The sequence below is a fragment of the Aquincola sp. J276 genome, assembly GCF_024700035.1.
GTDB classification, from domain to species: Bacteria; Pseudomonadota; Gammaproteobacteria; order Burkholderiales; family Burkholderiaceae_C; genus Aquincola; species Aquincola tertiaricarbonis.
Map to the genome: position 1 here is coordinate 1,773,634 of NZ_JAJONC010000001.1, position 26,985 is coordinate 1,800,618.

At 70.5% G+C, this 26,985-nt stretch carries 28 protein-coding genes, 1 tRNA gene and 2 riboswitches; of the genes, 20 read left to right on the forward strand and 9 right to left on the reverse strand.

Translation table 11 applies throughout. The features are described 5' to 3' along the window. Positions 1 to 56: 56 nt before the first annotated feature. Positions 57 to 614: a TIGR01841 family phasin gene (phaP, locus tag LRS14_RS08030; RefSeq protein WP_046112371.1), complete on the forward strand. Its 558-nt coding sequence runs from the start codon at positions 57 to 59 to the stop codon at positions 612 to 614. A gap of 98 nt (positions 615 to 712) precedes the next feature. Here the strand turns inward: phaP and LRS14_RS08035 are convergent, their stop codons facing one another. Next, positions 713 to 1,591: a patatin-like phospholipase family protein gene (locus LRS14_RS08035; RefSeq protein WP_083440454.1), complete on the reverse strand. Its 879-nt coding sequence runs from the start codon at positions 1,589 to 1,591 to the stop codon at positions 713 to 715. A 157-nt stretch (positions 1,592 to 1,748) separates the two neighbouring features. Between LRS14_RS08035 and LRS14_RS08040 the strand changes: the two genes are divergently transcribed. The 9 genes from LRS14_RS08040 (at position 1,749) to LRS14_RS08080 (ending at position 9,613) form a co-directional block, all read left to right on the forward strand. After that, complete coding sequence (locus LRS14_RS08040) at positions 1,749 to 2,081, forward strand: hypothetical protein (RefSeq protein ID WP_052736192.1); 333 nt, start codon at positions 1,749 to 1,751, stop codon at positions 2,079 to 2,081. Between the two features lie 7 nt (positions 2,082 to 2,088). After that, a complete protein-coding gene (locus tag LRS14_RS08045; protein ID WP_046112373.1) occupies positions 2,089 to 3,780 on the forward strand; it encodes a nitrite/sulfite reductase in 1,692 nt (563 codons plus the stop codon). 19 nt (positions 3,781 to 3,799) lie between these two features. Then, positions 3,800 to 4,300 (forward strand): DUF934 domain-containing protein, encoded by a 501-nt coding sequence (locus tag LRS14_RS08050; protein ID WP_083440450.1) that lies wholly within the window; start codon positions 3,800 to 3,802, stop codon positions 4,298 to 4,300. After that, complete coding sequence (locus LRS14_RS08055; protein ID WP_046112374.1) at positions 4,300 to 5,052, forward strand: phosphoadenylyl-sulfate reductase; 753 nt, start codon at positions 4,300 to 4,302, stop codon at positions 5,050 to 5,052. Before LRS14_RS08050 ends, LRS14_RS08055 begins: the two co-directional genes overlap by 1 nt. Before the next feature lie 11 nt (positions 5,053 to 5,063). Continuing rightward, positions 5,064 to 6,032 carry a sulfate adenylyltransferase subunit CysD gene (gene cysD / locus LRS14_RS08060; RefSeq protein WP_046112375.1) on the forward strand — a complete coding sequence of 323 codons (969 nt, stop codon included), beginning with the start codon at positions 5,064 to 5,066 and terminating at the stop codon, positions 6,030 to 6,032. Beyond that, entirely contained in the window at positions 6,032 to 7,345 is a 1,314-nt protein-coding gene (locus tag LRS14_RS08065) for a sulfate adenylyltransferase subunit 1 (RefSeq protein WP_046112376.1), read from the forward strand. The genes cysD and LRS14_RS08065 overlap by 1 nt, the downstream gene beginning before the upstream one ends. Then, positions 7,342 to 8,139, forward strand: coding sequence for a uroporphyrinogen-III C-methyltransferase (cobA, locus tag LRS14_RS08070; protein ID WP_257799199.1), 798 nt, complete (start codon positions 7,342 to 7,344; stop codon positions 8,137 to 8,139). The genes LRS14_RS08065 and cobA overlap by 4 nt, the downstream gene beginning before the upstream one ends. Positions 8,140 to 8,220: 81 nt before the next feature. Beyond that, on the forward strand, positions 8,221 to 8,544 hold the full coding sequence (fdxA, locus tag LRS14_RS08075; RefSeq protein WP_046112378.1) for a ferredoxin FdxA: 324 nt from the start codon (positions 8,221 to 8,223) through the stop codon (positions 8,542 to 8,544). 4 nt (positions 8,545 to 8,548) lie between these two features. Beyond that, positions 8,549 to 9,613, forward strand: a complete 1,065-nt coding sequence (locus tag LRS14_RS08080) for an NAD(P)/FAD-dependent oxidoreductase (protein WP_046112379.1) — start codon at positions 8,549 to 8,551, stop codon at positions 9,611 to 9,613. A 15-nt stretch (positions 9,614 to 9,628) separates the two neighbouring features. Here LRS14_RS08080 and LRS14_RS08085 read toward each other — a convergent pair whose 3' ends face one another. After that, on the reverse strand, positions 9,629 to 10,519 hold the full coding sequence (locus tag LRS14_RS08085; RefSeq protein ID WP_257799200.1) for a LysR family transcriptional regulator: 891 nt from the start codon (positions 10,517 to 10,519) through the stop codon (positions 9,629 to 9,631). 8 nt (positions 10,520 to 10,527) lie between these two features. Next, positions 10,528 to 11,091, reverse strand: coding sequence for a PEP-CTERM sorting domain-containing protein (locus tag LRS14_RS08090; RefSeq protein WP_257799201.1), 564 nt, complete (start codon positions 11,089 to 11,091; stop codon positions 10,528 to 10,530). A gap of 137 nt (positions 11,092 to 11,228) precedes the next feature. Between LRS14_RS08090 and LRS14_RS08095 the strand changes: the two genes are divergently transcribed. Together LRS14_RS08095 and LRS14_RS08100 are read left to right on the forward strand one after the other, a co-directional pair. Beyond that, positions 11,229 to 12,299: a DUF294 nucleotidyltransferase-like domain-containing protein gene (locus LRS14_RS08095; protein WP_257799202.1), complete on the forward strand. Its 1,071-nt coding sequence runs from the start codon at positions 11,229 to 11,231 to the stop codon at positions 12,297 to 12,299. Positions 12,300 to 12,433: 134 nt separating this feature from the next. Further along, the gene (locus tag LRS14_RS08100) at positions 12,434 to 13,429 is read left to right on the forward strand and encodes a TerC family protein (protein WP_257799203.1); all 996 of its coding nucleotides are present in this window, start codon (positions 12,434 to 12,436) and stop codon (positions 13,427 to 13,429) included. On the opposite strand, the gene LRS14_RS08105 is transcribed toward LRS14_RS08100, so the two are convergent. Genes LRS14_RS08105 through thiD form a run of 5 tightly spaced genes read right to left on the reverse strand, consistent with a single transcriptional unit; the run spans position 13,424 to position 17,235 of the window. Continuing rightward, positions 13,424 to 14,314 carry a thiamine phosphate synthase gene (locus tag LRS14_RS08105; RefSeq protein ID WP_257799204.1) on the reverse strand — a complete coding sequence of 297 codons (891 nt, stop codon included), beginning with the start codon at positions 14,312 to 14,314 and terminating at the stop codon, positions 13,424 to 13,426. The two genes, LRS14_RS08100 and LRS14_RS08105, sit on opposite strands and share 6 nt — an antisense overlap. An 8-nt stretch (positions 14,315 to 14,322) precedes the next feature. Then, positions 14,323 to 15,135 (reverse strand): thiazole synthase, encoded by an 813-nt coding sequence (locus tag LRS14_RS08110; RefSeq protein WP_310740812.1) that lies wholly within the window; start codon positions 15,133 to 15,135, stop codon positions 14,323 to 14,325. A gap of 2 nt (positions 15,136 to 15,137) precedes the next feature. Further along, a complete protein-coding gene (gene thiS, locus LRS14_RS08115) occupies positions 15,138 to 15,371 on the reverse strand; it encodes a sulfur carrier protein ThiS (protein ID WP_257799206.1) in 234 nt (77 codons plus the stop codon). Next, the gene (locus tag LRS14_RS08120) at positions 15,368 to 16,411 is read right to left on the reverse strand and encodes an FAD-dependent oxidoreductase (RefSeq protein ID WP_257799207.1); all 1,044 of its coding nucleotides are present in this window, start codon (positions 16,409 to 16,411) and stop codon (positions 15,368 to 15,370) included. Before LRS14_RS08120 ends, thiS begins: the two co-directional genes overlap by 4 nt. Next, the gene (gene thiD / locus LRS14_RS08125) at positions 16,408 to 17,235 is read right to left on the reverse strand and encodes a bifunctional hydroxymethylpyrimidine kinase/phosphomethylpyrimidine kinase (protein WP_257799208.1); all 828 of its coding nucleotides are present in this window, start codon (positions 17,233 to 17,235) and stop codon (positions 16,408 to 16,410) included. Before thiD ends, LRS14_RS08120 begins: the two co-directional genes overlap by 4 nt. Positions 17,236 to 17,330: 95 nt before the next feature. Further along, positions 17,331 to 17,426, reverse strand: a riboswitch (TPP riboswitch). Between the two features lie 60 nt (positions 17,427 to 17,486). After that, positions 17,487 to 17,589, forward strand: a riboswitch (TPP riboswitch). A 260-nt stretch (positions 17,590 to 17,849) separates the two neighbouring features. Between thiD and LRS14_RS08130 the strand changes: the two genes are divergently transcribed. Both LRS14_RS08130 and LRS14_RS08135 read left to right on the forward strand, forming a co-directional pair. After that, a complete protein-coding gene (locus LRS14_RS08130) occupies positions 17,850 to 19,787 on the forward strand; it encodes a TonB-dependent siderophore receptor (RefSeq protein ID WP_257799209.1) in 1,938 nt (645 codons plus the stop codon). Positions 19,788 to 19,823: 36 nt separating this feature from the next. Then, positions 19,824 to 19,899: transfer RNA gene (locus tag LRS14_RS08135), tRNA-Asn, on the forward strand. Positions 19,900 to 19,994: 95 nt separating this feature from the next. On the opposite strand, the gene LRS14_RS08140 is transcribed toward LRS14_RS08135, so the two are convergent. Further along, positions 19,995 to 21,965: a DNA topoisomerase IV subunit B gene (locus LRS14_RS08140; RefSeq protein WP_257799210.1), complete on the reverse strand. Its 1,971-nt coding sequence runs from the start codon at positions 21,963 to 21,965 to the stop codon at positions 19,995 to 19,997. 104 nt (positions 21,966 to 22,069) lie between these two features. Between LRS14_RS08140 and LRS14_RS08145 the strand changes: the two genes are divergently transcribed. From LRS14_RS08145 to LRS14_RS08170, 6 genes are all read left to right on the forward strand, one after another. Further along, on the forward strand, positions 22,070 to 23,287 hold the full coding sequence (locus tag LRS14_RS08145; protein ID WP_046111780.1) for an MFS transporter: 1,218 nt from the start codon (positions 22,070 to 22,072) through the stop codon (positions 23,285 to 23,287). Then, positions 23,284 to 23,412 (forward strand): hypothetical protein, encoded by a 129-nt coding sequence (locus tag LRS14_RS08150; protein ID WP_257799211.1) that lies wholly within the window; start codon positions 23,284 to 23,286, stop codon positions 23,410 to 23,412. Before LRS14_RS08145 ends, LRS14_RS08150 begins: the two co-directional genes overlap by 4 nt. After that, on the forward strand, positions 23,412 to 23,954 hold the full coding sequence (locus tag LRS14_RS08155) for a bifunctional 2-polyprenyl-6-hydroxyphenol methylase/3-demethylubiquinol 3-O-methyltransferase UbiG (RefSeq protein ID WP_257799212.1): 543 nt from the start codon (positions 23,412 to 23,414) through the stop codon (positions 23,952 to 23,954). Before LRS14_RS08150 ends, LRS14_RS08155 begins: the two co-directional genes overlap by 1 nt. A gap of 55 nt (positions 23,955 to 24,009) precedes the next feature. Then, on the forward strand, positions 24,010 to 24,891 hold the full coding sequence (gene dapA, locus LRS14_RS08160; protein WP_257799213.1) for a 4-hydroxy-tetrahydrodipicolinate synthase: 882 nt from the start codon (positions 24,010 to 24,012) through the stop codon (positions 24,889 to 24,891). Positions 24,892 to 24,967: 76 nt separating this feature from the next. Further along, positions 24,968 to 26,155: an outer membrane protein assembly factor BamC gene (bamC, locus tag LRS14_RS08165; RefSeq protein WP_046111777.1), complete on the forward strand. Its 1,188-nt coding sequence runs from the start codon at positions 24,968 to 24,970 to the stop codon at positions 26,153 to 26,155. 25 nt (positions 26,156 to 26,180) lie between these two features. Beyond that, positions 26,181 to 26,972 carry an MBL fold metallo-hydrolase gene (locus tag LRS14_RS08170; protein ID WP_257799214.1) on the forward strand — a complete coding sequence of 264 codons (792 nt, stop codon included), beginning with the start codon at positions 26,181 to 26,183 and terminating at the stop codon, positions 26,970 to 26,972. Positions 26,973 to 26,985 lie beyond the last annotated feature (13 nt).

Sequence of the window (26,985 nt, forward strand, 5' to 3'; positions counted from 1 at the left end):
TGCAGCAAAAGCTTCCCGGGCACCAGCAAGTTCCCTTATCAAGACGGAGATTTCACATGCTGACCCCTGAACAAATGCTCGCCGCCCACAAGGCCAACCTGGAAACCCTGTTCGGCCTGACCAACAAGGCCTTCGAAGGCGTCGAGAAGCTGGTCGAGCTGAACCTGCAAGTGGCCAAGACCGCCCTGGGCGAAGCCGCCGAGACCACCTCCGCCGCCCTGTCGGTGAAGGACGCCCAGGAGCTGATCGCCCTGCAGACCTCGCTGCTGCAACCGGTCGCCGAGAAGGCCGCTGCCTACAGCCGCCATGTGTACGACATCGCCGCCGCCACCAGCGCCGAAGTGACCAAGGTCGCCGAGACGCAGATGGCCGATGCCCAGCGCAAGTTCATGACCGTGGTCGACACCGCCGCCAAGAACGCCCCCGCCGGCAGCGAAAACGCCGTCGCCCTGGTGAAGTCGGCCGTGGCCGCCGCCAACAACGCCTTCGAAAGCGTGCACAAGGCCGCCAAGCAAGCCGCCGACGTGGCTGAAGCCAACCTGACCGCGCTGACCAACACCGCCGTCAAGGCCGCTTCCACCACCGCCACCAAGGCCAAGCGCGCCACCGCCTGATCTTCTGGATGTCTCCTCGGTACCTTCCGGCGCAGGCCGGCGTACCGTTCAAAAGGCCCGGCTCTGCCGGGCCTCTTTCTTTGGGGCGCGCGAAGCGCTCAGCGCGTGGCCAGCGCGATCTTCTGCCGCAGCGCCGGCAGGGCCGCCAGCGCCGCCTCGCGCCCGGCCGCGATGGCCTGGCGGCGCACGGTGAAGTCGGCACTCGACACGCCCACCAGGCGCGGCCGCACCACCACGTCGGCATCGCGCAGCTCGAAAGTGTTGATGCTGCGGCTCATGATGGCGAAGGTCTGCAGCAGCATGCGCATCGGGTCGCCGGTGGGGTTGCCATCGGGCGGCATCGAGATGTCCACCGCGATCACCAGCTCCGCGCCCATCTGCCGGGCAAAGCGCACCGGCACCGGCGAGGCCAGGCCGCCGTCCACGTACTCGCGGCCGTTGATCGTCACCGGCTGGAACACGGCCGGCACCGCGCTGGAGGCCCGCACCGCCGTGCCGGCATCGCCGCGGCGGAACAGCACCGGCTCCCCGCTGTCCAGGTCAGTGGCCACCACGCCCAGTGGCATGGGCAGCTGCTCGATCGGCCGGTTGGACGCCTGCTGGCGCACGTAGCGGGCCAGCGCCTCGCCGCGGATCAGCCCACGGCCGGGGAAGGCCCAGTCGGTGATGGCCGATTCGTCCATCGCCAGCGCCACCTTGGCCAGCTCGGCGCCGCTGCGGCCGGCCGCATACATGGTCGCCACCAGGCTGCCCGCGGAGGTGCCCGCCACCAGGTCGGGCTTGATGCCGGCTTCCTCCAGCACCTGGATCACGCCGATGTGGGCAAAGCCCCGGGTGGCCCCGCCACCCAGCGCCAGGCCGATGCGCGGCGGGCGCGGTGGCGGCGGGGGTGCGGCCGGCGGCGGTGGCGGCGCGGGTGGCGACGGTGGCGGTGCGGTGGCACAGCCGGCGAGCGCACTGGCGGCCAGCAACGCCAGCAGCCGGCGACGGCCGCTTAATTCTGGATGGGCATTAGCAAGCAACTTATTCGTTCTTCTCAAATATATATGCGGTCCCTAAAGTGCCCACTGGTGCACGGGAGGGGCCCGTGCATGCTATTGGACACGCGCAAGGCGCAAGGACTCGATGGACGGGATGGCAGTGCTCAGCGGCTTCGGCGCCGGCGCGCTCGACGGGCGGGCCAGCGCGGGCCGCGCCGTGCTCGCGGCGCCCCTGGCTTATCCTTCCCTCCCCGCGCATCGGCTGGCGGGCACCGGCATCGCCCAGGCGGTGGCAGCCGTCCGGGCAGCCGGCGGCGGCCGTCCGGCACCCGGCCCGGTCGATGCGGCGCGGACGGCCGCCACGCTCATCGGCTTCCTGCCGGCCTCCGGGCCCGGCGCCAGGCTCATCACCTCCATGCCCGAACGCCGGGTGCGCACGCAGCGGCCCGCAGCGTGCGGCACCGCGGGCTTCCAAGTGATTCATTGAACCCAGCATGTACCAGTACACCGACTTCGATCGCCAGTTCGTCCACGCGCGTGCCGCGCAGTTCCGCGACCAGCTCGAGCGCAACCTGCGCGGCGAGCTGGGCGACGACGAGTTCCGCCCGCTGCGGCTGCAGAACGGCTGGTACATCCAGCGCCACGCGCCGATGCTGCGGGTGGCCGTGCCCTACGGCGAGCTGGCCAGCCGCCAGCTGCGCCAGCTGGCACGCATCGCGCGCGAATACGACCGCGACTACGGCCACTTCACCACCCGGCAGAACCTGCAATACAACTGGATTCCTCTGGACAAGGGCGCCGACGTGATGGACCTGCTGGCCGAGGTCGACATGCACGGCATCCAGACCAGCGGCAACTGCATCCGCAACATCACCAGCGACGCGCTGGCCGGCATCGCGCAGGACGAGATCGTCGACCCGCGCCCCTACTGCGAGCTGCTGCGCCAGTGGAGCACGCTGCACCCAGAGTTCGCCTTCCTGCCGCGCAAGTTCAAGATCGCCGTCACCGGCGCGGTGGAAGACCGCGCCGCCACGCTGTGGCACGACGTTGGCCTGCACGTGCTGAAGAACGAGGCCGGCGAGGTCGGCTTCAAGGTGTTCGTCGGCGGCGGCATGGGCCGCACGCCCGTGATCGGCAGCCTGATCAACACCTTCGTGCCCTGGCAGCAGATCCTGGTGTACCTGGAAGCCATCGTGCGGGTCTACAACCGCTACGGCCGCCGGGACAACATGTACAAGGCCCGCATCAAGATCCTGGTGAAGGCCGAGGGCCAGAAGTTCTTCGACGCGGTGAATGCCGAGTTCCAGGCCATCCTGGACCGCGACACCGATGGCGACGCGCAGATCATTCCCCAGGCCGAGTTCGACCGCGTGGCCGCGAACTTCGTGGTGCCGGCCGGCGTGGCCCCGGCCGACGAGGTCGCGCTGCCGGCTGATGCGGCCCCGGGATTCGACCGCTGGCTGCAGCGCAACGTGGTGGCGCACCGGGTGCCGGGCTACCGCGCGGTGCAGCTGTCGCTCAAGCGCCCCGGCCAGGCGCCGGGGGATGCCACCGGCAGCCAGATGGACCTGGCCGCCGACCTGGCCGACCGCTTCAGCCACGGCGAGCTGCGCGTCACGCACGACCAGAACCTGCTGCTGCCCTGGGTGCGCCAGAGCGAGCTGCCGGCGCTGTTCCAGGCCGCCAAGGCCGCCGGCTTCGCCTCGCCCAACATCGGCTACCTGACCGACATGATCGCCTGCCCGGGCGGCGACTTCTGCGCGCTGGCCAATGCGCGCTCCATCCCGCTGGCGGAGGAATTGACCGAGCGCTACCAGGACCTGGACGAGCTGCACGACATCGGCGACATCGACCTGCACATCAGCGGCTGCATCAACAGCTGCGGCCACCACCACAGCGGCCACATCGGCGTGCTGGGCGTGGACAAGGACGGTGCCGAGTGGTACCAGCTGACCGTGGCCGGGTCCGACGGCAGCACGCTGAGCGGCGCCGCCACGCCGGGCAAGGTGATCGGCCCCTCCTTCGCGGCAGACGAGATCGCCGACGCGGTGGAAGCCGTGATCACCACCTACAAGCGCGAGCGCGCCCCCGGCGAGCGCTTCATCGACACCGCCCGCCGCCTGGGCGTGCCGCCCTTCCGCGCCGCGGCCGATGCCGTGCGCCGCAGCACCGCCCGCGCGGCCTGACCCCCGGAGGATCAAGACCATGAAATTCATCGATCCCCATCGCGATGCCTGGCACACCGTCGTCGGCGAGGACGGCCCGATGCCGCACCCCAACCCCGCCCCCAACCGCCTGCTGACGCTGGAGCAGTGGCACGCCGTGCGCGAGCATTGGCCCGCCGACGTGAAGGCCGGCGTGATCGTGCCCAACGACGCCGACATCGAGCAGCTGGAAGCCTGCCTGCCGCGCCTGGGCCTCGTGGTGCTGCAGTTCCCCAAGTGGGTGGACGGCCGCGCCTACAGCCAGGCCCGCATCCTGCGCCGCCGCTACCGCTTCGCCGGCGAGGTGCGCGCCACCGGCGACGTGGTGGTGGACATGCTGCCGCTGCTGCAGCGCACCGGCTTCGACGCCGTGGTGCTGCGTGGCGACCAGAAGATCGAGCATGCGCAGCGCGCGCTGTCCTTCTTCCCGCAGCACTACCAGGGCGACGTGGTGGAGCACCAGCCGCTGTTCGCCCGCACGCACAAGCCGCAGGTGGCCTGATGGGCGCGATCGACCTCAACGCCCGCGCCAGCGCCGACTTTGAAGGCAAGCTGGCCCGCACGCTGGCCGTGCTGCGGCAGGCCGCGGCCGACCATCCGGGCCGGGTGGTGCAGGGCACCAGCCTGGGCGCCGAGGACATGGTCATCACCGACCTGATCGCCCGCCACCAGCTGCCCATCGCGCTGGCCACGCTGGACACCAAGGCGCTGCACGACGAGACGGTGGCGCTGATCGGCCGCATCGAGCAGCACTACGGCGTGCCGGTGGAGGTGTTCAGCCCGCCGCAGGAGGCGGTGATCCATTTCGTCGCCCTGCATGGCCCGAAGGCCATGTACGAGAGCATCGAGCTGCGCAAGGCCTGCTGCGCCGTGCGCAAGCTGGAACCGCTGGGGCGCATGATGGCCGGGCGCGACGCCTGGATCACCGGCCTGCGCCGCGAGCAGTCCAACGACCGCGCGGCGGTGGAGTTCGTCGAGCACGAGCCCAACGGCCGCACCAAGTACAGCCCGCTGGCCGAATGGACCTGGGGCGACGTGTGGCACTACATCGGCCTGCACGCCGTGCCCTACAACCCGCTGCACGACCAGTTCTACCCCAGCATCGGCTGCGCGCCCTGCACCCGCGCCGTGGCGCTTGGCGAGGACTTCCGCGCCGGCCGCTGGTGGTGGGAGCAGGACGGCGCCAAGGAATGCGGCCTGCACGTGCACGAGGATGCTTCGCCCGGCGAGGTGTCGACCCTGTTGAACCGATGAGCCCTACACCGATGAACGCCCCGCTCTCCGTCGACCAGTTGCTGCCGCAGCTCGACAACGCCCACCTCGACCACCTCGAGGAAGAGGCCATCTTCATCCTGCGCGAGGTGGCGGCCAGCTTCGAGCGGCCCGCCCTGCTGTTCTCCGGCGGCAAGGACTCCTGCGTGGTGCTGCGCCTGGCCGAGAAGGCCTTCAAGCTGCGCCCCGATGCCAGCCAGCCCAATGAGTTCAAGGGCAAGCTGCCCTTCCCGCTGCTGCATGTGGACACCGGCCACAACTTCCCCGAGGTGATCGAGTTCCGCGACCGCCGCGTGGCCGAGATGGGAGAGCGGCTGGTGGTGGGGCACCTGGAAGACAGCATCAAGCGCGGCACCATCCGCCTGGCCCATCCGCTGGAGTCGCGCAATGGCCACCAGACCGTGACGCTGCTGGAAGCCATCGAGGAGCACCGCTTCGACTGCCTGATCGGCGGCGCCCGGCGCGATGAAGAGAAGGCCCGCGCCAAGGAACGCATCTTCAGCCACCGCGACAGCTTCGGCCAATGGCAGCCGAAGGAGCAGCGGCCCGAGCTGTGGACGCTGTTCAACACCCGCCACAAGCCGGGCGAGCACTTCCGCGCCTTCCCGATCAGCAACTGGACCGAGCTGGACGTGTGGCTGTACATCGCCCGCGAGCAGATTCCGCTGCCCAACCTGTACTTCGCGCACGACCGCCAGGTGATCCGCCGCAAGGGCCTGCTGGTGCCGGTGACCGAGGTGACGCCGCCGGAAGCCGGCGAGACGGTGGAGACCGCGCAGGTGCGCTTCCGCACCGTGGGCGACATGACCTGCACCTGCCCGGTGGAAAGCCCGGCCGCCAACGCCACCGACATCGTGGCCGAGACGCTGACTGTCACCGTGAGCGAACGCGGCGCCACCCGCATGGACGACCGCACCTCGGACGCTTCGATGGAGCGCCGCAAGAAAGAGGGCTACTTCTGATGAGCACCGCAACGACCGTGGACACCACCGCGGCCACCACCGTCTGCGCCGACCACCGCGCCCTGCGCTTCCTGACCGCCGGCAGCGTGGACGACGGCAAGAGCACGCTGATCGGCCGCCTGCTGTACGACAGCCGCGCCATCCTGGCCGACCAGCTGGACACGCTGGAAAAGCGCGCCGCCGGCCAGCCGATCGACCTCTCGCTGCTGACCGACGGCCTGGAGGCCGAGCGCGAGCAGGGCATCACCATCGACGTGGCCTACCGCTACTTCGCGACCAAGCAACGCAAGTTCATCATCGCCGACGCCCCGGGCCATGAGCAGTACACCCGCAACATGGTGACGGCCGCCGCGGGCAGCGACGCCGCGGTGGTGCTGGTGGACATCACCAAGATCGACTGGCAGGCGCAGCCGGTGCAGCTGCTGCCGCAGACGCGCCGCCACACGCTGCTGGCCAAGCTGCTGCGGGTGCCGAGCATCGTGTTCGCGGTGAACAAGATCGACGCCATCGACGACATCCGCCCCGCCTTCGAGGCGGTGAGCCAGGCGCTGCGCGCCTTCGCGCAGGAAGCCGGCGTGGAGGTGGCCGGCATCATCCCCGTCTCGGCCCTGCGCGGCGACAACGTGACGCAGCCGCTGGCCTGCGCCTGGTACGGCGGCCCCTCGCTGCTGCAGGTGCTGGAAAGCCTGCCCACCACGCAGGAGCGCACCGAAGGCGAGCTGCTGCAGCCGGTGCAGTACGTCGCCCGCGACGACGGCGAAGGCGTGGGCCACCAGCCGCGCACGCTGTGGGGTCGCATCGCCCACGGCGGCGTGAAGGCCGGCGACACGGTGCAGGTCTTCCCGAGCGGCGAAACCGCCGTCGTGGCCCAGGTGCGCCTGGCCGGCGAGGTGGTGGCGGCGGCGCGCGCGGGCCAGTCGGCCGGCATCGTCCTGGACCGCCAGCTCGACGTCTCGCGCGGCGACTGGATCGCCACGCCCAGGAGCCTGCAGGCCACGCAGAAGTTCAGCGCCACGCTGGCCTGGCTGGACACCGAGCCCGCCGTCGTCGGCCGCAAGTACTGGGTGCGCCACGGCAACCGCTGGGTGCAGGCGCGCATCAGCAGCATCGAGCACCGGCTGGACATCCACACCCTGGCCGCCAGCGAGGCGCATGAACTGGCCGTCAACGAGATCGGCGAGGTGACGGTGGAGACCCAGCAGCCGCTGCCGGTGGAGCCCTACGGCAGCAACCGCGTGGGCGGCGCGCTGATCGTGGTCGACGCCACCAGCAACCGCACCAGCGGCGCGCTGCTGGTCAAGGAAGCGGCGTGACGCAGGCAGACGCCCGGCCGTTGCTTGGCCACGTGGTGTTCATCGGCGCCGGCCCGGGCGCGGCCGACCTGATCACCGTGCGCGGCGCCCGCCGCCTGGCCGAGGCCGAGGTGGTGCTGTTCGACGCGCTGACCGACCCCGCGCTGCGCGAGCTGGCGCCGAACGCCCGCTGGATCGACGTGGGCAAGCGCGGCTTCTGCCATGCACCCAAGCAGACCGAGATCAATGCGGTGCTGGTGCGCTGCGCCCACGAGTACCGCCGCGTGGTGCGGCTCAAGGGTGGCGACCCCAGCATCTTCGGCCGGCTGGAGGAAGAGCTGCTGGCGCTGGCCGAAGCCGGCATCGGCTGCGAGGTGGTGCCCGGCGTCACCGCCGCCATCGCCGCCGCGGCCGCCACCCAGCGCCCGCTCACCCGCCGCGGTCGCGGCCGCAGCGTGAGCCTGTCCACCGCGATGACGAAGGAAGGCAGCCTGGCCGAGGCCACGCCGCCCAGCGCCGACACCGAGGTGTTCTACATGGCCGGCCGCCAACTGGCCGCTTTGGGCCGGCGGTTGCTGGCCGCGGGCTGGCCCACGGACACGCCGGTGATGGTGGTCTCGCAGGCCGGCACGCCCGACCAGCGCGCCAGCGACCACCGCCTGGACACGCTGGCCGCGGCCAGCATGCTGCATGCGGGCCGGCCGGCCATCGTCACCGTCGGCGCGGGCGCCCGGCCGGTGTCGCCCGAGGCCGCGACGGAGGTGCTGGCGGTGCCCTCCGGCCGCACAGCGTCCGTGGAAACCCCCACGCCTTAGAATCCCGCGTTCTTCATGGAGCGGCCGCCACATGAATCCCCGGCGCGGCCGCACTCAACATTTCCTTCAGGCTGAAGCCCCATGACCCACGTCGTCACCGAAGCATGCATTCGCTGCAAGTACACCGATTGCGTCGACGTCTGCCCCGTTGATTGTTTCCGCGAGGGCCCGAACTTCCTGACGATCGACCCCGACGAGTGCATCGACTGCGCCGTGTGCATCCCCGAGTGCCCGGTCAATGCCATCCTGCCGGAAGAAGACGTGCCGGGCGACCAGCAGCACTTCATCCAGCTGAATGCCGACCTGGCCAAGAAGTGGCCCAGCATCACCAAGCGCAAGGCCTCGCTGCCCGACGCCGAAGAGTGGAAGGACCGCACGGACAAGCTGTCCGAGCTGATCCGCTGAACCCATGATCGAGACCGACGCGCTGATCGTCGGTGCGGGCCCGGTCGGGCTGTTCCAGGTGTTCGAGCTGGGCCTGCTGGAAATCGGCGCGCATGTCGTCGATTCGCTGCCCCAGCCCGGCGGCCAGTGCATCGAGCTGTACCCCGACAAGCCGATCTACGACATTCCCGGCATCCCCGCGACCAGCGGGCGCGAGCTGGTGGACCGGCTGCTGCAGCAGATCCAGCCCTTCAACGCGCCGCTGCACCTCGACCAGGAAGTGAGCGCGGTGCAGCGCCAGCCCGACGGCCGCTTCTTGGTCGAGACGCGGCGCGGGCTGCGCTTCCTCGCCAGGACGGTGTTCATCGCCGGCGGCGTGGGCGCCTTCCAGCCCAAGCCGCTGCGGGTGGAGGGCCTGGCCGCCTTCGAAGGCACGCAGCTGCACTACCGCGTGGACCAGCCATCGCGCTTCGCCGGCCGCCACCTCGTGGTGGTGGGCGGCGGCGATGCGGCGCTGCACTGGGCCAACCACTTTGCCGAAGCAGCCGGACCACTGGCCGCAGCCAGCGTCACCCTGCTGCACCGGCGCGATGCCTTCCAGGCGCCGGCCGCCGAGGTGGCCCGCATGCGCGCGCTGTGCGCGGCGCACCGCCTTCACTTCGCGGCCGGCCAGGTCAGTGGCATCGGGCAGTCGGCCGACGGCATGCTGTCCGCCATCAAGGTGCTGGGCGGCGACGGCGTCACCCGGCTGATGCCGCTGGACCACCTATTGGTGTTCCAGGGCCTGAGCCCGCGGCTGGGCCCGATCGCCGAATGGGGCCTGGCCATCGAGCGCAAGCAGGTGGTGGTGGACACCGAGAAGTTCGAGACCAGCGAGCCCGGCATCTTCGCGGTGGGTGACGTCAACACCTATCCCGGCAAGAAGAAGCTGATCCTGTGCGGCTTCCACGAGGCCACGCTGGCTGCCTTCGGTGCGGTGCGGCATGTGTTCCCCGACAAGCCGGTGCACCTGCAATACACCACCACCAGCCCGCGCCTGCATGAGCTGCTGGGGGTGGAGTCACCGCGCCACGACGACGACGTGCATTGACCGGCAGCGGCCGCCTCAGGCCGTGGCCGCGCCGTCCACCACGCGGCGGATCAGCGGATGCTGTACCCGCCGCTCGGTGCCGATGGCGTAGAACGGTTCCCGCACGCCGTCACAGCTGCCGACCGGCCGCACCCGGTAGTGCTCCAGCAGGTCGTCATGCACCAGCAGCGCGGCCGGGAACACGCCCATGCCGTGGGCCCCGAAGGTCTTGAGCAGGGCGCTGTCCTCGAATTCGCCCACCACGTTGGGCCGCACGTCGTGCCGCGCGAACCAGGCATCGATCTGGATGCGCACGATGGCATGCGCGGTGGGCAGCAGCACCGGCACCTTGGCCAGTGATTGCGGAAAGCCCTTGCGGGCCGCGGCCAGCAGCGCGGGCGGCGCATACCAGCCCAGGTCGGAGCCGCCCAGCGCATGGCTGTAGAGCTTCAGGTTGGCGCTCACCGGCGCCGGCCGGTCGGCGAGCACCAGGTCCAGCTTGTGCAACGCCAGCTCGGCCAGCAGTTCGTCGAAGCCGCCTTCATGGCACAGCAGCCGCAGGCCGGGCTCGGCCAGCACCGGCGTCATCAGCCGGTGCACCACCAGCTTGGGCAAGCCGTCGCTGATGCCCACCGCCAGCCGCAGCGCCGGCTGCGTGGCGGCATCGCGCACCACGTCGGGCAGCTGCTCGCCGAGCTGGAAGATCTGGTCGGCATGGCGCAGCGCGGCCTCGCCGGCCTCCGTCAATGCCAGGCCGCGGCCGGCGGGCTTCAGCAGCGCATGGCCCAGCGCCTGCTCCAGCTCGCGCACCTGCGCACTCACCGTCTGCACCGCCACGTCCAGCCGGTCGGCCGCCCGGGCCATGCCGCCTTCCTTGGCGACCACCCAGAAGTAGTGCAGGTGCTTGTAGTTGAAGCCGGGGCGCATGGCCGATCCTAGCCGGCGCGGCGGCGTGCGGCCATGGTGCCCACCAGGGCCACGCCGGCCAGCAGCAGCGCGGCGGAGGCCGGCTCCGGCACCGCCGGCAGCGGCTCGGTGCGGGCACTGAACTGCCAGCTCACCACCTCCTCGGTGGTGCCGTTCAGCGCCGGCCGTGAGGCGAACTCCACCGTGCGCGCGGGCGAAAGCCAGCTGGCACGGAACAGGTTGGCGTACTCGCCCGACGCGGTGGCGAAGCCCAGGCCGTGGCTGCTCAGCCGGCCGTCGGCGCGCACCAGGTTGTCGACCTCGAACGGATCGTTCAACGGGATGGCGGTACCCGTCGGCTGCAGGCCGGTGATGGTGCTGCCGTTGCGCTGGCCCAGGATGCCGGTGGCCAGGTAGTAGCCGCTGCCGTCGGGCACGTCCTGCGTGACCAGGATGCCGCTGGCCGATACCCCGGTGCCGCTGTAGGCGAAGTCCCAGTACAGCTCGGCACGGGCCGGCGTGGCCAGTGCTGCCAGGCCGGCGGCCAGCAGGGCGATGGCGGCCGGCGCGCGGTTCAGGGTGCGTGCGGTCATGCGGTGTTCTCCTCGTCGTGGCGCGGGCCCGGTGCCCGCGGCCGGCATTCTGGCCGCGCCCTGCATGCTTTCTGAGGCAGGACAAGACTCACCTCGATACCGCGCCACAGAATCGGCTGCATACGCGCCACGACGCCATGTCCAGCAGCACCGATGCCGCGTCCGGCGGCCCGCCCTCCACCCCGGCGCCCGGCTCCGGGCCGGCCCTGGCGCAGGCCATGGCGCGGGCCACCACGCTGGGTGAACTGGCGCGGGCGGCCGCGGGCATCGACCTGCTGGTGGAACGGCTGCACGACGCCGGCCAGCCGGTGGGCGGCATCGCGCTGCAGGTGCAGGCCTTGAGCGCCCGGCTGTTCGACCGCGCCTGGCGGCTCATCGCGCCGGACGCGCTGGTGGACCACAGCTGCCTGTTCGTGATGGGCAGCGAAGGCCGTGGCGAACAGCTGCTCAAGACCGACCAGGACAACGGCCTGCTGCTGGCCGATGGCTGGCCTGCACCGGACGACCTGCCGGCGCTGTGCCAGCGCTTCTCGGACGCGCTGGCCGACTTCGGCTATCCGCCCTGCCCCGGCCGCATCATGCTCAGCGATGCGCAGTGGCGCGGCCCGGCTGCGGCCTTCAGCCAGACCGTGCGAGGCTGGCTGCTGCATCCCACGCCGGCCCATGTGATGACGCTGGCCATCTTCCTGGATGCGCAGGCCGTCAGCGGCGATGCACGGCTGCTGCAGCCGGTGCGGGACGCGGCCTTCGAGCTGGCCACCGGCAACGACGTGCTGCTGGCCCACTTTGCTGCCGCGGTGCATGCATTCGGTGACGCGCGCGGCGGCCTGCTGCGGCTGCTGGGCCGCGGCACCCTGCCGCCGCTGCTGGATGTGAAGAAGGCCGGCTTCCCCATCGAGCACGGCGTGCGGGCGCTGGCGCTGGCACACCAGGTGACGGCCACCGGCACCGCCGAGCGCATCCAGGCCCTGGTGGCTGCCCACCAGCTGGCGCCGGACAGCGGCGCGGCGCTGGTGGACAGCCTGCACCTGTTCATGTCGCTGCGGCTGGACGCCGGCCTGCGCGCCCGGCGCAGCGGCCAGGCCTATGCCGGCGTGCCCACCGCGGCGCTGACGCCGCAGCAGCAGCACCGGCTGGTGCAGGCCCTGGAAGAGGTGGCCCGTTTCAAGGCGATGCTCACGCAGCGCTTCCGGCTGGAGCTTGTCTAGACAGGCGGGCATGTGCAAGGGGTGTCACCTCTGTTCATGATTTTCCTGAACCTCAATGCGCCAGGCGCTGCTTTTCCGGAAGACTCGTGCTGCCTACCCTTCGGCCATCCCCATCCATCCGCCGGAGGCGCCGCATGCAAGCCCTGGAAACCTTCCTCCAATCACCGTTCCTCTCGCAGCCCATGTGGCTGTGGCTGGTGTTCGTCGCCGTGGTCATCAGCCTGCTCACCTTCGACCTTGGCGTGCTGCACAAGGACGAGAAGGAGATCGGCGTCACCGAGAGCCTGTGGCTGTCGGCCGGCTACATCACCGCGGGCCTGCTGTTCGGCGCCTGGGTGTGGTGGATGCTGGGCGCCCAGAGCGGCATCGAGTACTACACCGGCTTCCTGATCGAGAAGTCGCTGTCGATGGACAACGTGTTCGTCATCGCGATGATCTTCGGCTTCTTCGCCATCCCGCGGCAGTACCAGCACCGGGTGCTGTTCTGGGGCATCCTGGGCGTGATCGTGATGCGCGCCATCATGATCGGCCTCGGCGCCGCGCTGGTCACGCAGTTCAGCTGGGTGCTGTACGTGTTCGGCGGATTCCTGGTGCTTACAGGCATCAAGATGCTGTGGTTCGCCGACAAGCAGCCCGACCTCGAGAACAACCCCGTGCTGAAGCTGCTGCGCAAGATCATGCGCGTGACGCCCACGCTGCACGGCAAGGCCTTCTTCGTGAAGCAGCCGCATCCGCAGACGGGCCAGGCCGTGCTCTGGGCCACGCCGCTGTTCCTGGCGCTGTGCCTGGTGGAGATCGCCGACCTGATCTTCGCGGTGGATTCGGTGCCGGCCATCTTCGCCATCACCACCGATCCGTTCATCGTCTACACCAGCAACATCTTCGCCATCCTGGGCCTGCGTGCGCTGTACTTCGCGCTGGCCGCGATGATCCACCGCTTCGCCTACCTCAAGTACGCGCTGGCCCTGGTGCTGGTGTTCATCGGCGGCAAGATCTTCCTGGTGAACTTCATCGGCAAGACGCCGCCCGCGCTGAGCCTGTCGGTCACGCTGGGCCTGATCGCCGGTGGCGTGGTGTACTCGATGTGGAAGACCCGCGGCATGCCGGCCACGTTGCCCACCCAGTCATGAGGAGGCAGGCCGCCGTGGCAAGGTAGGCCGCGGCAACAGGGGCACGGGGCGCTGCGGCGCCCCTTGCCCTTGCAGCACCGCCGCCTGCAGCGCGGCCATCGCCTGCTCGGGGTCGGCAGCGCCGGTGATGGCGCTGACCACGCAGACGCCATCGGCACCGCAGCGCATGGCCTGCAGGCAGCGCGCGGCATCCATGCCGCCAATGGCCACCACCGGCAGCTCGTTGAGCAGCGCGCACCAGTAGGCCAGGTTGTCCTCGCCCTGCGGCAGCCAGGGCATCACCTTCAGCTGCGTGGCATGGATGGGTCCGCAGGCGATGTAGCTGGGCCGCAGCGCCCAGGCGCGGCACACCTCCACGTAGCAGTGCGTGCTGATGCCCAGCCGCAGGCCGGCGGCGCGGATCGCTTGCAGGTCGGCATCGTCCAGGTCTTCCTGCCCCAGGTGCACGCCGTACGCGCCCTGCTCGATGGCCAGGCGCCAATGGTCGTTGATGAAGAGCTGCGCATCCACCGCTGCCGCGGCCTGCACGCTGGCACGGATCTCCTGCCGCAGCAGGGCCACGTCGGCCTGCTTGATGCGCAGCTGCACCGTGCGGATGCCGGCCGCCAGCACGCGCGCCACCCAGTCGGCACTGTGCACGATGGCATACAGCCCCATGGCGCGCTGCCGCAGCGGCGCGAAGCCCTCGAAGGGCCGCTTGACCGGCAGGTTGTCGGCCTGCAGCGCGAAGCCGGACAGCGGTGCACCGGCCGGCAGCCGGCGCCGCTGGGCCTCGAACATGTCGGCCAGCACCTGCGCCTCGGCATCGACGAAGCCCAGCTGCTGCGCAGCCTGCAGCGCGCTGGCGGCCTGCACGCCGAAGGCCTCGGACACCGGGTCCTGCATGGCGCGGCTCACAGCTCGAAGGGCCGGCCGCCCACGGGCGTGCTGGCCACGGCCATGTCCTGCGCCGCCACGAGGCCAGCCCCATGGCCCAGCCGCCCGGCCTGCACCGCGTGGCGGAAGGCCGCGGCCATGCGCACCGGATCGCCCGCATGGGCCACCGCCGAATTGAGCAGCACCGCATTGAAGCCCAGCTCCATGGCCTGCGCCGCATGCGAGGGCGCCCCCAGGCCGGCATCGACGATCAGCGTGGCCTGCGGCAGGCGGGCGCGCAGGGTGCGCAGCGCCCACGGGTTGAGCAGGCCCTGCGCCGAGCCGATGGGCGCGCCCCACGGCATGAGGATGCTGCAGCCGGCGTCCATCAGCCGCTGGCAGGTCACCAGGTCGTCGGTGCAGTACGGGAAGACCTCGAAGCCGTCGATCACCAGCTGCGCTGCGGCCGTCACCAGCTCGAAGGGATCGGGCTGCAGCGTGTGCTCGTCGCCCACCACCTCGAGCTTGATCCAGTGCGTGCCCAGCAGCTCGCGCGCCATGTGCGCCAGCATGATGGCCTCGCGCGCGCTGCGACAGCCGGCGGTGTTGGGCAGCAGCCGCGCACCGCTGGCGCGGATGATGTCGATGAAGCCGCCGTGCGCACCGGCATCGCCGGCCAGTTCGCGCTTGAGCCCCACCGTCACCACCTGCGCGCCGGAAGCCGCGATGGCCTGCTGCAGCACCTGCGGCGACGGATAGCCGGCCGTGCCCAGCAGGAAGCGGCTGCGCAGCGGCACGCCGGCCAGCACGAAATCGTCCTGCTCGGCGCTGTGGTTCGAAATGCTTGACACGATCAACCTCCCACGATGGGTTTGAAGCAATGCACCTGGTCCCCGGGCTGCAGCCGGTGGCCGGCCCGCGCATCCCGCGGCACGAAGCCGCCGTTGACCGCGGTGGCCACGTCCTGCGGCGCATGGCCCAGGCGTTCGATCAGCTGGGCCAGCGTGCAGCCGGCGGGCAGCTGCAGGTGCTGGCCGGCCACCTGCACGGGGATGGCGTCGTCGGAAGCGTCGGCACGGGCGTTCATGCCGCCTCCCGCAAGCCGCTGGCGGCCAGCGCCTCTTCCACCAGGGCCGGTGCCAGCAGCCAGCCATGGCGGAACAGGCCGTTGATGCGGGTGAGGCCCGCCGCCACCTGCAGCTGCGGCAGGTTGTCGGGCAAGGCGGGGCGCAGGTTGGTCTCCATGTGCAGCACCCGGCCCTCGGCCAGCTCCGGCAGCACGCTGTGCGCCGCGCTCAACAGGCCCAGCAGGCTGCGCACCGAGATGGGCGATCGGTCTTCCGACTCCACCTCGGTGGCGCCCACCAGCACGATGTCGTCAGGCCGCGGCACCAGGTAGACCCGCCAGCGCGGATGCAGCAGGCGCAGCGGCCGGTGCAGCACCAGGCCCCGCGCCTGCACCCACAGCAGCTCGCCCCGCACGCCGCGCACCGGCAGCTGCGGCCGCGCCCCCAGGCCGCGCACGTCGAACACATGGTCGTAGGCCTGGCCATCCAGCCGGCCGGCATCCACCTGCTGCACCGGCATGCGCCAATGCCAGCGCACGCCTTGCCCCGTGGCCTCGTGCGCCAGGGCCTGCATCGCCTGCACGCAGTGCAGCTGGCCTTCACCCGGCAACAGCCAGGCCAGCGCGGGGCCGTGCACCGCAGGCTCCAGCGCGGCCAGCTCGGCCGCCGACAACGGCCGCGGCTGCGGCTGGTCGGCCCGGCCGGCTGCCTTGGCCAGCAGCACCGCCAGCAGCCGCTGGGCGCTGCCGGCATCGCCGCGATGGGCCAGCAGCAGGCTGCCTTCGCGCCGGAAGTGAACTTGCCTGGACAACTGCGGCAGCCACCGCGCCCAGAGGTCCAGCGAACGCCAGCCCCGTTGCGCAGTGCGCAGGTCGGCCGTTTCCAGCTCGGCGATGGGGCTCAGCATGCCGGCCGCGGTCCAGCCGACCGCCTGCGGCGGCGTGCGGTCGTCCGGGCCCGCTGCGGGATCGAACACCTGCACCTCGTGGCCGGCAGCCGCCAGCCGCCAGGCCAGCAGGCGGCCCAGCAAGCCGGCCCCGGCGATCCCGACGCGACTCATGCCGCCCGCCCCTCGCCGGCCAGCGGCCGCAGCTGCACGGGCCGCGGTGCATGGCCATGGTTGAGCGGCCCGTTGCCCGCACCGGTGCGCACCGCCGCGCCGTGCCGCAGGGCCTGCTGCACGTAGGCGTGTGCGGCAGCCACCGCATCGGCCATCGGCTGGCCCAGTGCCAGCGCCGCCGCCACGGCGGAGGACAAGGTGCAGCCGGTGCCGTGCAGGTTGCGGCTGTGCAGGCGCGGCGCCTGGAAGCGCCGATGCAGGCCTTCGCGGGACTTCAGCACGTCCACGACCGTGTCGCCCGGCAGGTGCCCGCCCTTCAGCAGCACCGCCTGCGCGCCCAGCTCCAGCAGGGCATTGGCCGCGCCGTCCAGCTCGTCCACCGACACGATGGCGCGGCCCAGCAGCAGCGCGGCCTCGTCCAGGTTGGGCGTGACGAGCGCCACCCGGGGGAACAGCGCCTGCACGATCACCTGCACCGCGGCGGCATCGATCAAGGCTGCGCCGCTGGTGGCGATCATCACCGGGTCCAGCACCACCGGCCGCAGGCCGTGGCGGTCGATCGCTGCGGCCACGCACTGCACGGTGGCGGCCGAATGCAGCATGCCGATCTTCACCGCGTCGCAGCCGATGTCCTCGGCCACCGCGTCGATCTGCGCGGCCAGCACCTCCGTCGGCACCGCATGGATGGCGCGCACACCCAGCGTGTTCTGCGCGGTGATGGCAGTGATCGCGCTGCTGCCGTAGCAGCCCAGCGCGGCAAAGGTCTTGAGGTCGGCCTGGATGCCGGCGCCGCCGCCGCTGTCGGAGCCGGCGATGGTCAGCACCCGGGCATAGCGGCAGGCGGGGGGCGGCGGATTCGGTGGTCATCGCAGCTTCCTTCGCATGAGCGGGCACGCGCGCCGGAAGAAGAGTGACCGCCCTGGGGCCGGTGCTGCTTCCCTCCGCTGGCATGACCCAGTTCAGGTTCAAAGGGTGTTTCTCAGTCGTGCGTCGCACGACACCCCTAGCAAGCGCCAATTATGGCCACGGAACGGCGCGCCCTAGAATCGCCCCCGCCGCGGCCTCAGGGCCTGCGGCACTTCGCTGGGGGTGTTGGCCTGCGCAAGCGGGCCGACTGAGACAGTCCCTTTGAACCTGATTGAGGTAATCCTCGCGCAGGGAAGCCGACGGACCTGGTCCGCCGCACCGCCGCCCGCGGTGCCGCATGCAGCCTCCGCTTTGCCGCCCTGCCATCGACCCGAGACCACGATGGCTTCCGCACCGTTCCGCTTTTCCCTCCACTCGCTGGCGGCCGCCGCCGCCTGCGTGCTCGGCCTGCCGGCCTGGGCCCAGCAGGCCGCGCAGACGGTGGAGATCACCGGCCGCACGCTGCAGGCCGCGCCGGGCATCGGCGGCTTCGGCGAGCTGCCCTTGTCCAGGGCCCCCCTTTGCCGGCACCGTGCTGGGCGGCACCGCGCTGCTGGACGCCGGCGTCGAGCGCCTGTCCGACATCACCCGGCTGGATGCCAGCCTGTCCGATGCCTACAACTCCGACGGCTACTGGAGCTTCCTCTCCGTGCGGGGCTACACGCTGGACAACCGCTTCAACTACCGCCGCGACGGCCTGCCCATCAATGCCGAGACCAGCATCGGCATGGCCAACAAGGAGCGCATCGAGGTGTTCAAGGGCACCAGCGGCATCCAGGCCGGCACCAGCGCGCCGGGCGGCCTGGTGAACTTCGTGGTCAAGCGGCCGGACGCCGCGGTGCGCAGCGCCTCCCTGGAGTGGCGTGAGCAGGGCAGCATCGGCGTGGCCACCGACCTCAGCCAGCGCTTCGGCGCGCACGAAGCCTTCGGCCTGCGCGTCAATGCGGCCTACGACCATCTCGACCCGCAGGTGCGCTCGCTCGAAGGTCATCGCCGCCAGCTGGCCGTGGCCGGCGATTGGCGCATCGCACCGGGCACGCTGGTGGAGGCCGAGTTCGAGCATTCCCGCCAGAGCCAGCCCAGCGTGCCCGGCTTCAGCCTGTTGGGCGACAGCCTGCCCTCGGCACGACGCATCGACCCACGCACCAACCTCAACAACCAGCCCTGGTCGCTGCCGGTGGTGATGGAGGGCAACACCGCATCGCTGCGGCTGCAGCAGCAGCTGGGCTCGGGCTGGCGCTTCACCGCGCACGGCATGACGCAGCACCTGAGCACCGACGACCGGCTGGCCTATCCCTACGGCTGCAGCGCCGAAGACCGCTACGACCGCTATTGCAGCGACGGCAGCTTCGACCTCTACGACTTCCGCAGCGACAACGAACGCCGCCGCAGCGATGCACTGGACTTCTCACTGGCCGGCAGCCCGGTGCTGGCCGGCCTGCGCCACCAGTTCAGCACCGGCGTGCTGTTCACCCGCTTCAAGAGCCGCGCCCAGGGCCAGGCCTACAACTACACCGGCACCGGCCACATCGACGGCACGGCGGTGACCGAGCCTGCGCCCGAGCTGACCGACGAGAACACCGAGCGCGACGAACGCAGCACCGAGCTGTACCTGCGCGACATGGTGCAGCTGTCGGCCGACTGGCGGCTGTGGGCCGGCCTGCGGCACACGCGGCTGCACCGCGACAGCGTGCGCACCGACGGCTCGCGCGCCACCGGCTACGGCCAGAGCGAGACCCTGCCCTGGCTGGCCGCCAGCTGGCAGTGGACGCCGGCCACGGTTGTCTATGCAAGTTGGGGCCAGGGCCTGGAGTCCGACGTGGTGCCCAACCGCAGCTTCTACGTCAACGCAGGACAGGCGCTGCCGGCGCTCAAGAGCCGGCAGACCGAGCTGGGTATCAAGCACGAGCGCGATGACGTCAGCGCCTCGCTGGTGGCCTTCCAGATCGACCGCCCGCGGGCCGCCGACCTGTGCGATGCCAATGACCAGTGCCTGCGCCGCCCCGACGGCAGCGCCCGCCACCGCGGCCTGGAAGCGGCGCTCGGCTGGAGCCATGGGCCCTGGCAGCTGCGCGGCAGCGCGATGTGGCTGCAGGCCCGGCTGCGCAACAGCAGCGATGACAGCTTGAACGGCAACCGCCCCACCAACGTGCCGCCGCGCTCCTTCCGCCTTGCGGGCAGCTATGCCCCCGCGGCACTGCCCGGCCTGCAGCTGCAGGCCGGCCTGGTGCACGAGGCGGACAAGATGGTGCTGGACGACAACAGCATCGCCATTCCGGGCTGGACGACGGTGAACCTCGGTGCGCGCTACGTGCAGCGTCTGTCGCGCAGCCAGCTCACCTGGCGCGTGGGCGTAGACAACGTGGGCGACAAGCGCGCCTGGCGCGAATCGCCCTTCCAGTTCGGCCACGCGTACCTGTATCCGCTGGCGCCCAGGACTTTTCGCGCATCCATCCAGCTAGACCTTTGACGTAGCCAAAAAACTCGCTATACTGCGAGGCTCTGTTCCCCGATAGCTCAGTCGGTAGAGCGCCGGACTGTTAATCCGTAGGTCCCTGGTTCGAGCCCAGGTCGGGGAGCCAAGAACAGAAGAAGAAGGCCTTGCAGCGATGCAAGGCCTTTTTCTTTGCCCGGCCGCCGAACCTGCGCGGTCCGGCAGCGCAGTTCAAACGCGACGTCACACGTCCACTTCCACGTCGTCGCCGCGCAGCTCCATCAGCTCACGACGCGCCGCGGCTTCGCCCTTGCCCATCAGCTTGGTGAGCGACTGCACCGTGCTGCCGAAGTCCAGCGCACCGAAGTCCACCCGCAGCAGGCGGCGCGTGTCGGGGTTGAGCGTGGTGTCCCACAGCTGCTCGGCGCTCATCTCGCCCAGGCCCTTGAAGCGGCTGATCGTCCAGCTGCCCTCGCGCGCGCCTTCCTTGCGCAGCTTGTCCAGTGCGGCGACCTGCTCGCCTTCGTCCAGCGCGTAGATCTTGGCCGCGGGCTTTTTGCCGCGCGCCGGTGCGTCGATGCGGAACAGCGGCGGCTTGGCGATGTAGATGTGGCCGCGCTCGATCAGCTTGGGGAAGTGCCGGAAGAACAGCGTCAGCAGCAGCACCTGGATGTGCGAGCCGTCGACGTCTGCATCGCTGAGGATGCACACCTTGCCGTAGCGCAGGCCCGACAGGTCCGGCGTGTCATTGGGCCCGTGCGGGTCCACGCCGATGGCCACCGCGATGTCGTGGATCTCGTTGTTGGCAAAGAGCCGGTCGCGCTCCACCTCCCACGCATTCAGCACCTTGCCGCGCAGCGGCAGCACAGCCTGCGTCTCCTTGTCGCGGCCCATCTTGGCGCTGCCGCCGGCGGAGTCGCCCTCCACCAGAAACACCTCGTTGAGCGCCAGGTCGCGGCTCTCGCAATCGGTGAGCTTGCCCGGCAGCACGGCCACGCCGGAGCCCTTGCGCTTTTCCACCTTCTGGCTGGCGCGCTGGCGGGTCTGCGCCTGCTTGATCACCAGCTCGGCCAGGCGCTTGCCGTGGGCCACATGCTGGTTGAGCCACAGCTCCAGCGCCGGCTTGGTGAAGGCCGACACCAGCCGCAGCGCGTCGCGGCTGTTCAAGCGCTCCTTGATCTGGCCCTGGAACTGCGGGTCGAGCACCTTGGCCGACAGCACGAAGCTCGCGCGCGAGAACACGTCCTCGGGCATCAGCTTCACGCCCTTGGGCATCAGCGAATGCATCTCGATGAAGCCCTTGATCGCGCCGAACAGGCCGTCCTTCAGTCCGGCCTCGTGCGTGCCACCGGCCACCGTGGGAATCAGGTTGACGTAGCTCTCGCGCAGCGTGGCGCCTTCTTCGGTGTAGGCCACGCACCAGGAGGCGCCCTCGCCTTCCGCGAAGTTCTCGGTCTCGGCCGCGCCTGCGAACTGCTCGCCTTCGAACAACGGAATCACCGGGTCGGCCGCCAGGTGCTGCATCAGGTAGTCGCGCAGGCCGCCCTTGTACAGCCACGTGACGGTCTCTCCGGTCTTCTCGGTGGTCAGCGTGACCGTCACGCCCGGCATCAGCACCGCCTTGCTGCGCAGGAGGTGCAGCAGCTCGCCGCGCGGCAGCTCGGCACTCTCGAAGTACTTGGCATCGGGCCACACGCGCACGCTGGTGCCGTGCTTGCGGTCGCCCGACGCGGCCTTGGCCACGGTCAGGGGCTCCACCACGTCGCCACCGGAGAAGGCCAGCCGGGCATGCTGGCCATCGCGCCACACCGCCACTTCAAGTCGCCTGGCCAGGGCATTGGTGACGCTCACGCCCACGCCATGCAGGCCGCCCGAGAAGCTGTAGGCCCCGCCCGAGCCCTTGTCGAACTTGCCGCCCGCATGCAGCCTTGTGTAGACGATCTCGATCACCGGCACCTGCTCTTCGGGATGCAGGCCGAACGGAATGCCGCGGCCGTCGTCGTCCACGCCGATGGAGCCGTCTGCATGCAGCGTCACCGCGATGCGCTTGCCATGGCCGGCCAGGGCCTCGTCGGCCGCGTTGTCGATCACCTCCTGCACGATGTGCAGCGGGTTGTCGGTGCGGGTGTACATGCCCGGCCGCTGCTTGACGGGCTCCAGGCCCTTCAGCACGCGGATGGACGCTTCGCCGTAACTGGATTGCTTGCTTGCCATATCGGCGCGGATTCTAGGGACCGACCCTGGCCGGGCCCTGCGACGGCAGGTCCTTGTCCGCGCCCGCACCAATGTGAAGCTGTGTTTCGGATAGATTCGGCGGCATGAAGTCCACCGCCGCCGCACGTCCGTTGTCGATGAACCAGGTGCTGCTGTGCGGCGCATTGATCGTCACGCTGTCCATGGGCATCCGTCACGGCTTCGGCCTGTGGCTGCAGCCGATCACCATGGACCGTGGCTGGACGCGGGAGACCTTCGCGCTGGCCCTGGCGATCCAGAACATCTCCTGGGGCATCGCCGGGCCCTTCGCCGGCATGCTGGCCGACCGCTTCGGCGCCTTCAAGGTGCTGCTGGTGGGCGGGCTGCTGTATGCGCTGGGGCTGGTGCTGATGGCGCTGTCCACCTCCGGCCTGGCCTTCGCAGGCAGCGCCGGGCTGCTGATCGGCATGGCGCAATCGGGCACCACCTATGCGGTGATCTATGGCGTGATCGGCCGCAATGTCGCGCCCGAGCGGCGCTCATGGGCGATGGGCGTGGCGGCTGCGGCCGGGTCCTTTGGCCAGTTCCTGATGGTGCCGGTGGAGAACTGGCTGATCAGCGGCTTTGGCTGGCAGAACGCGCTGTTCCTGCTCAGCATTGCGGCCATCGCCATCCTGCCGCTGGCCTTCGGCCTTCGCGAGCCGGCGGTGGCAGCACCCACCGGGCCGCGCCAGAGCCTGCCGCAGGCGCTGCGCGAGGCCTTCGGCTATCCCAGCTTCCGCTACTTGATGGCGGGCTACTTCGTCTGCGGCTTCCAGGTGGTGTTCATCGGCGTGCACCTGCCCAGCTACCTCAAGGACCACGGCCTGTCGCCACAGGTGGCCACCTATGCGCTGGCGCTGATCGGCCTGTTCAACGTCTTTGGCACCTACACCGCCGGCGTACTGGGCCAGCGGCTGGCCAAGCGGCACATCCTGGCCACCATCTACGCGGCGCGCACGGTGGCCATCGTCATCTTCCTGTTCGTGCCGCTGTCGCCGGGAAGCGTCTACGTGTTCGCGGCGGTGATGGGCTTCCTGTGGCTGTCCACCGTGCCCCCGACCAACGCGGTGGTGGCGCAGATCTTCGGCGTGCAGTACCTGTCGACACTGGGCGGCTTCGTTTTCCTCAGCCACCAGGTGGGCAGCTTCCTGGGCGTCTGGCTGGGCGGCAAGCTCTACGACACCACCGGCAGCTACGACGTGGTGTGGTGGCTGGCGGCCGCGCTCGGCCTGTTCGCCGCGGCCATCAACCTGCCGGTGCGCGAGCACGCCATCGCCCGGCCTGCACCGGTGCCGGCATGACCCACCGCACCCGCCGCCTGCTGGCCTGGGCCGGCGCCGCCGCAGCACTGGCCGCGGTGTTCATGGCCTACCTGCAGCCCAGCCTGATGGTGGAGCTGGCCAACCAGGTGTGGAGCTGCTTCTGATGCCGCACGGCAGCGGCGAGCCATCGGCCTGGGTGCGGCGCTGGGCGCCGCTGGTGCGCCCGGGCGGCTCGGTGCTCGACGTGGCCTGCGGCAGCGGCCGGCACCTGCGCTACCTCGCGGCGCGCGGCCATGCGCTCACCGGCATCGACCGCGACGCCGATGCGCTGGCGCCGCTGCAGCCGCTGGGCCGGCTGATCGTCGCCGACATTGAGGGCAGGGCCTGGCCGCTGCCCGGCGAACGCTTCGACGCGGTGGTGGTCACGCATTACCTCTGGCGGCCGCTGCTGCCCACGCTGGTGGCGTCGCTAGCCCCCGGCGGCGTGCTGATTTACGAAACATTTACCGCCGGCAACGAGACCGTCGGCAAGCCCTCGCGACCCGATTTCCTGCTGCGCCCGGGCGAACTGCTGCAGGCCTGCGCCGGCCTACGCACCGTGGCGTACGAGGACGGCTTCATCGATGCGCCGGCCCGCTTCCTGCAGCGCATCGTGGCCGTGCGGCCCGACCCGGATGCCCCGGCGCCGGCGCGTTATCCCCTGTGAGGCGCCCCGGCCCCGACGGTTAAACTCCGTCGATTAGGAAGAAGCCGGTACCGCTATGAAACCGATTGTTGGCAGCATCGTCGCGCTGATCACGCCGATGCAGGAAGACGGCAGCGTCGACTATCCCGCGCTGCGCGCCCTGATCGACTGGCACATCGCCGAAGGCACCGACTGCATCGGCGTCGTCGGCACCACGGGCGAATCGCCCACCGTGTCGGTCGAGGAGCACTGCGAGATCATCCGCGTGGCGGTGGAACAGGCGGCGGGCCGCGTGCCCATCATGGCCGGCGCCGGCGCCAACTCCACCCAGGAAGCCATCGAGCTCACCCGCTTCGCGAAGAAGGTGGGCGCCGACTGCTCGCTGCAGGTCGTGCCCTACTACAACAAGCCGACGCAGGAAGGCATCTACCGCCACTTCCGCACCATCGCCGAGGCGGTGGACCTGCCGGTGGTGCTGTACAACGTGCCCGGCCGCACCGTGGCGGACATGAGCGTGGACACCACGCTGCGCCTGGCCCAGGTGCCCGGCATCGTCGGCGTGAAGGAAGCCACCGGCAACATCGAGCGCGCGGCCTGGCTGGCGCGGCAGAAGCCCGATGGCTTCTCGCTGTATTCGGGCGACGACGGCACCGCCGTGGCGCTGATGCTGCTCGGCGGCCAGGGCAACGTGAGCGTCACCGCCAACGTCGCGCCGCGGCTGATGCACGAGATGTGCATGGCCGCCGTGGCCGGCGACGCCCGCCGTGCCACGCAGATCCACATGCAGCTGCTGCCGCTGCACAAGCAGCTGTTCTGCGAGCCGAACCCCATCCCCGTGAAGTGGGCGCTGCAGCGCATGGGCCGCTGCGGCCCGGCCATCCGCCTGCCGCTCACGCCGCTGGACCCGGCCCTGCAGCCGCTGGTCGAGCAGGCGCTGCGCGAAGGCGGCGTGCTTTAGGCGCGCGCTGCTCCCTTTCCCCCTCTCCCGACAGACCACTTATCGCCCGCGCCCTGCGTGCCGGCGGCCTCACCCGATGCGTCAACTGAACCGTTCTACTTCTTCGCTGGCCGTCCTGGCGCTCGTGGCCACGCTGGCCGGGTGCTCGAGCGTCGAGAACCTGATGTCGGGCGACAAGATCGACTACCGCAGCAAGTCCAGGCAGTCGCAGACCCCGCTGGAAGTGCCACCCGACCTGACGCAGCTGGCCCGCGACGGCCGCTACCAGGCCGCGTCCGGCAGCGTGAGCGCCGCGGGGTACCAGGCCAATGCCAACGTGCCCGGCGCAGTGGCGCCCGAGGCCACGCAGACGGTGGCGCCGCAGGCCGTGGGCGACATCCGCGTGCTGCGCGACGGCAACCAGCGCTGGCTGTTCGTGCCCGCCACGCCCGAGCAGCTGTGGCCGCAACTGCAGCAGTTCTGGCAGGAGCGCGGCTTCGTGCTCACCACCGACACTCCCTCGGCCGGCGTGATGGAGACCGACTGGGCCGAGAACCGCGCCAAGATCGCCGACGACATCATCCGCCGCACGCTGGGCCGCGTGCTGGACTCGCTGTATTCCACCGGCGAGCGCGACAAGTTCCGCACCCGCGTGGAACGCGTGGCCGGCGGCACGGAGATCTACATCAGCCACCGCGGCATGGAAGAGGTGTACACCAGCCGCGAGCGCGACCAGACCAGCTGGACCGGCCGCCCGAGCGACCCACAGCTGGAAGCCGAATTCCTGCAGCGCCTGATGGTGAAGCTGGGCACCGACAAGGCCCGCGCCGACCAGGCCATCGCCAACGCAGCGCCGGGCACGACCACCGCCGCCACGGCCACGCCGGGTGCTCCCGCGCCCAGCCGCGCCCGCATCGTCCCGGGCGAGGCCGCCGCCACGCTGCAGATCGACGAAGGCTTCGACCGCGCTTGGCGCCGCGTGGGTCTGGCCCTGGACCGCGGCGGCTTCACCGTGGAAGACCGCGACCGCGCCGGCGGCATCTACTACGTGCGTTATGCCGACCCGAAGATGGCCGGCAAGGAAGAACCGGGCTTCTTCTCCAAGCTGTTCAGCTTCGGCGACGACAAGGGCAAGAACTCGCTCACCGGCCCGGGCCGCTACCGCATCAACCTGAAGTCGGCCGGCGAGCGCACCACCGCGGCGGTGTACACCTCCAGCGGCCAGCCCGAGAACGGCGACATCGGCCAGCGCATCGTGCGCATCCTGGCCGAAGACCTGAAGTAGGCCACGCAGGGCGGCCGCAGCACACATGCTGAGATTTCGCAGCCTGGGCAGCGGCAGCACCGGCAACGGCACGTTGATCGAGTCCACCCGCAATGGCCGCACCACGCGGCTGCTGGTGGATTGCGGCTTCTCCTTGCGCGAACTCACGCGGCGCCTGGCCCCGGCGGGCCTCACGCCTTCGATGCTGGACGCGGTGTTCATCACTCATGAACACAGCGACCATGTGGGCTGCGCACTGCAGCTCACCCGCCGCCATGGCGTGCCGGTGTGGGCCAGCCTGGGCACGTGGCAGGCCATGGACCGCAAGCCGGCGCCAGTGGGCGCCGTCACCGTGCGGCATATCGCGCTGGAAGGCGTGCCCATCCACTTCGGCGGCTTGCAGATCACGCCCTTCGGCGTGCCGCACGACGCGGCCGAACCGCTGCAGCTGCGCTGCACCGACGGCGTGGCCCGGCTGGGCGTGCTCACCGACCTCGGCGAGCCCACCGACAGCGTGCTTGGCCACCTGAACGATTGCCATGCGCTGCTGCTCGAGTGCAACCACGATGCACAAATGCTGGCCGACGGCCCCTACCCGTGGTTCCTCAAGCGCCGCGTGGGCGGCGTGCGCGGCCACCTGGCCAACACCCAGTCCGCGGCCATCCTGGAGGCCTGCAAGCATGCCGGCCTGCGCCATGTGGTGGCAGCCCACCTGAGCCAGAAGAACAACACGCCCGAGCTGGCCGCGGCCGCACTCAGCGCGACGCTCAGCTGCGCCGCCACCGAGATCGTGGTGGCCGACGCGCTGCAAGGCAGCCCCTGGCTGGACGTCGCCTGAACGGCTGAAGCCG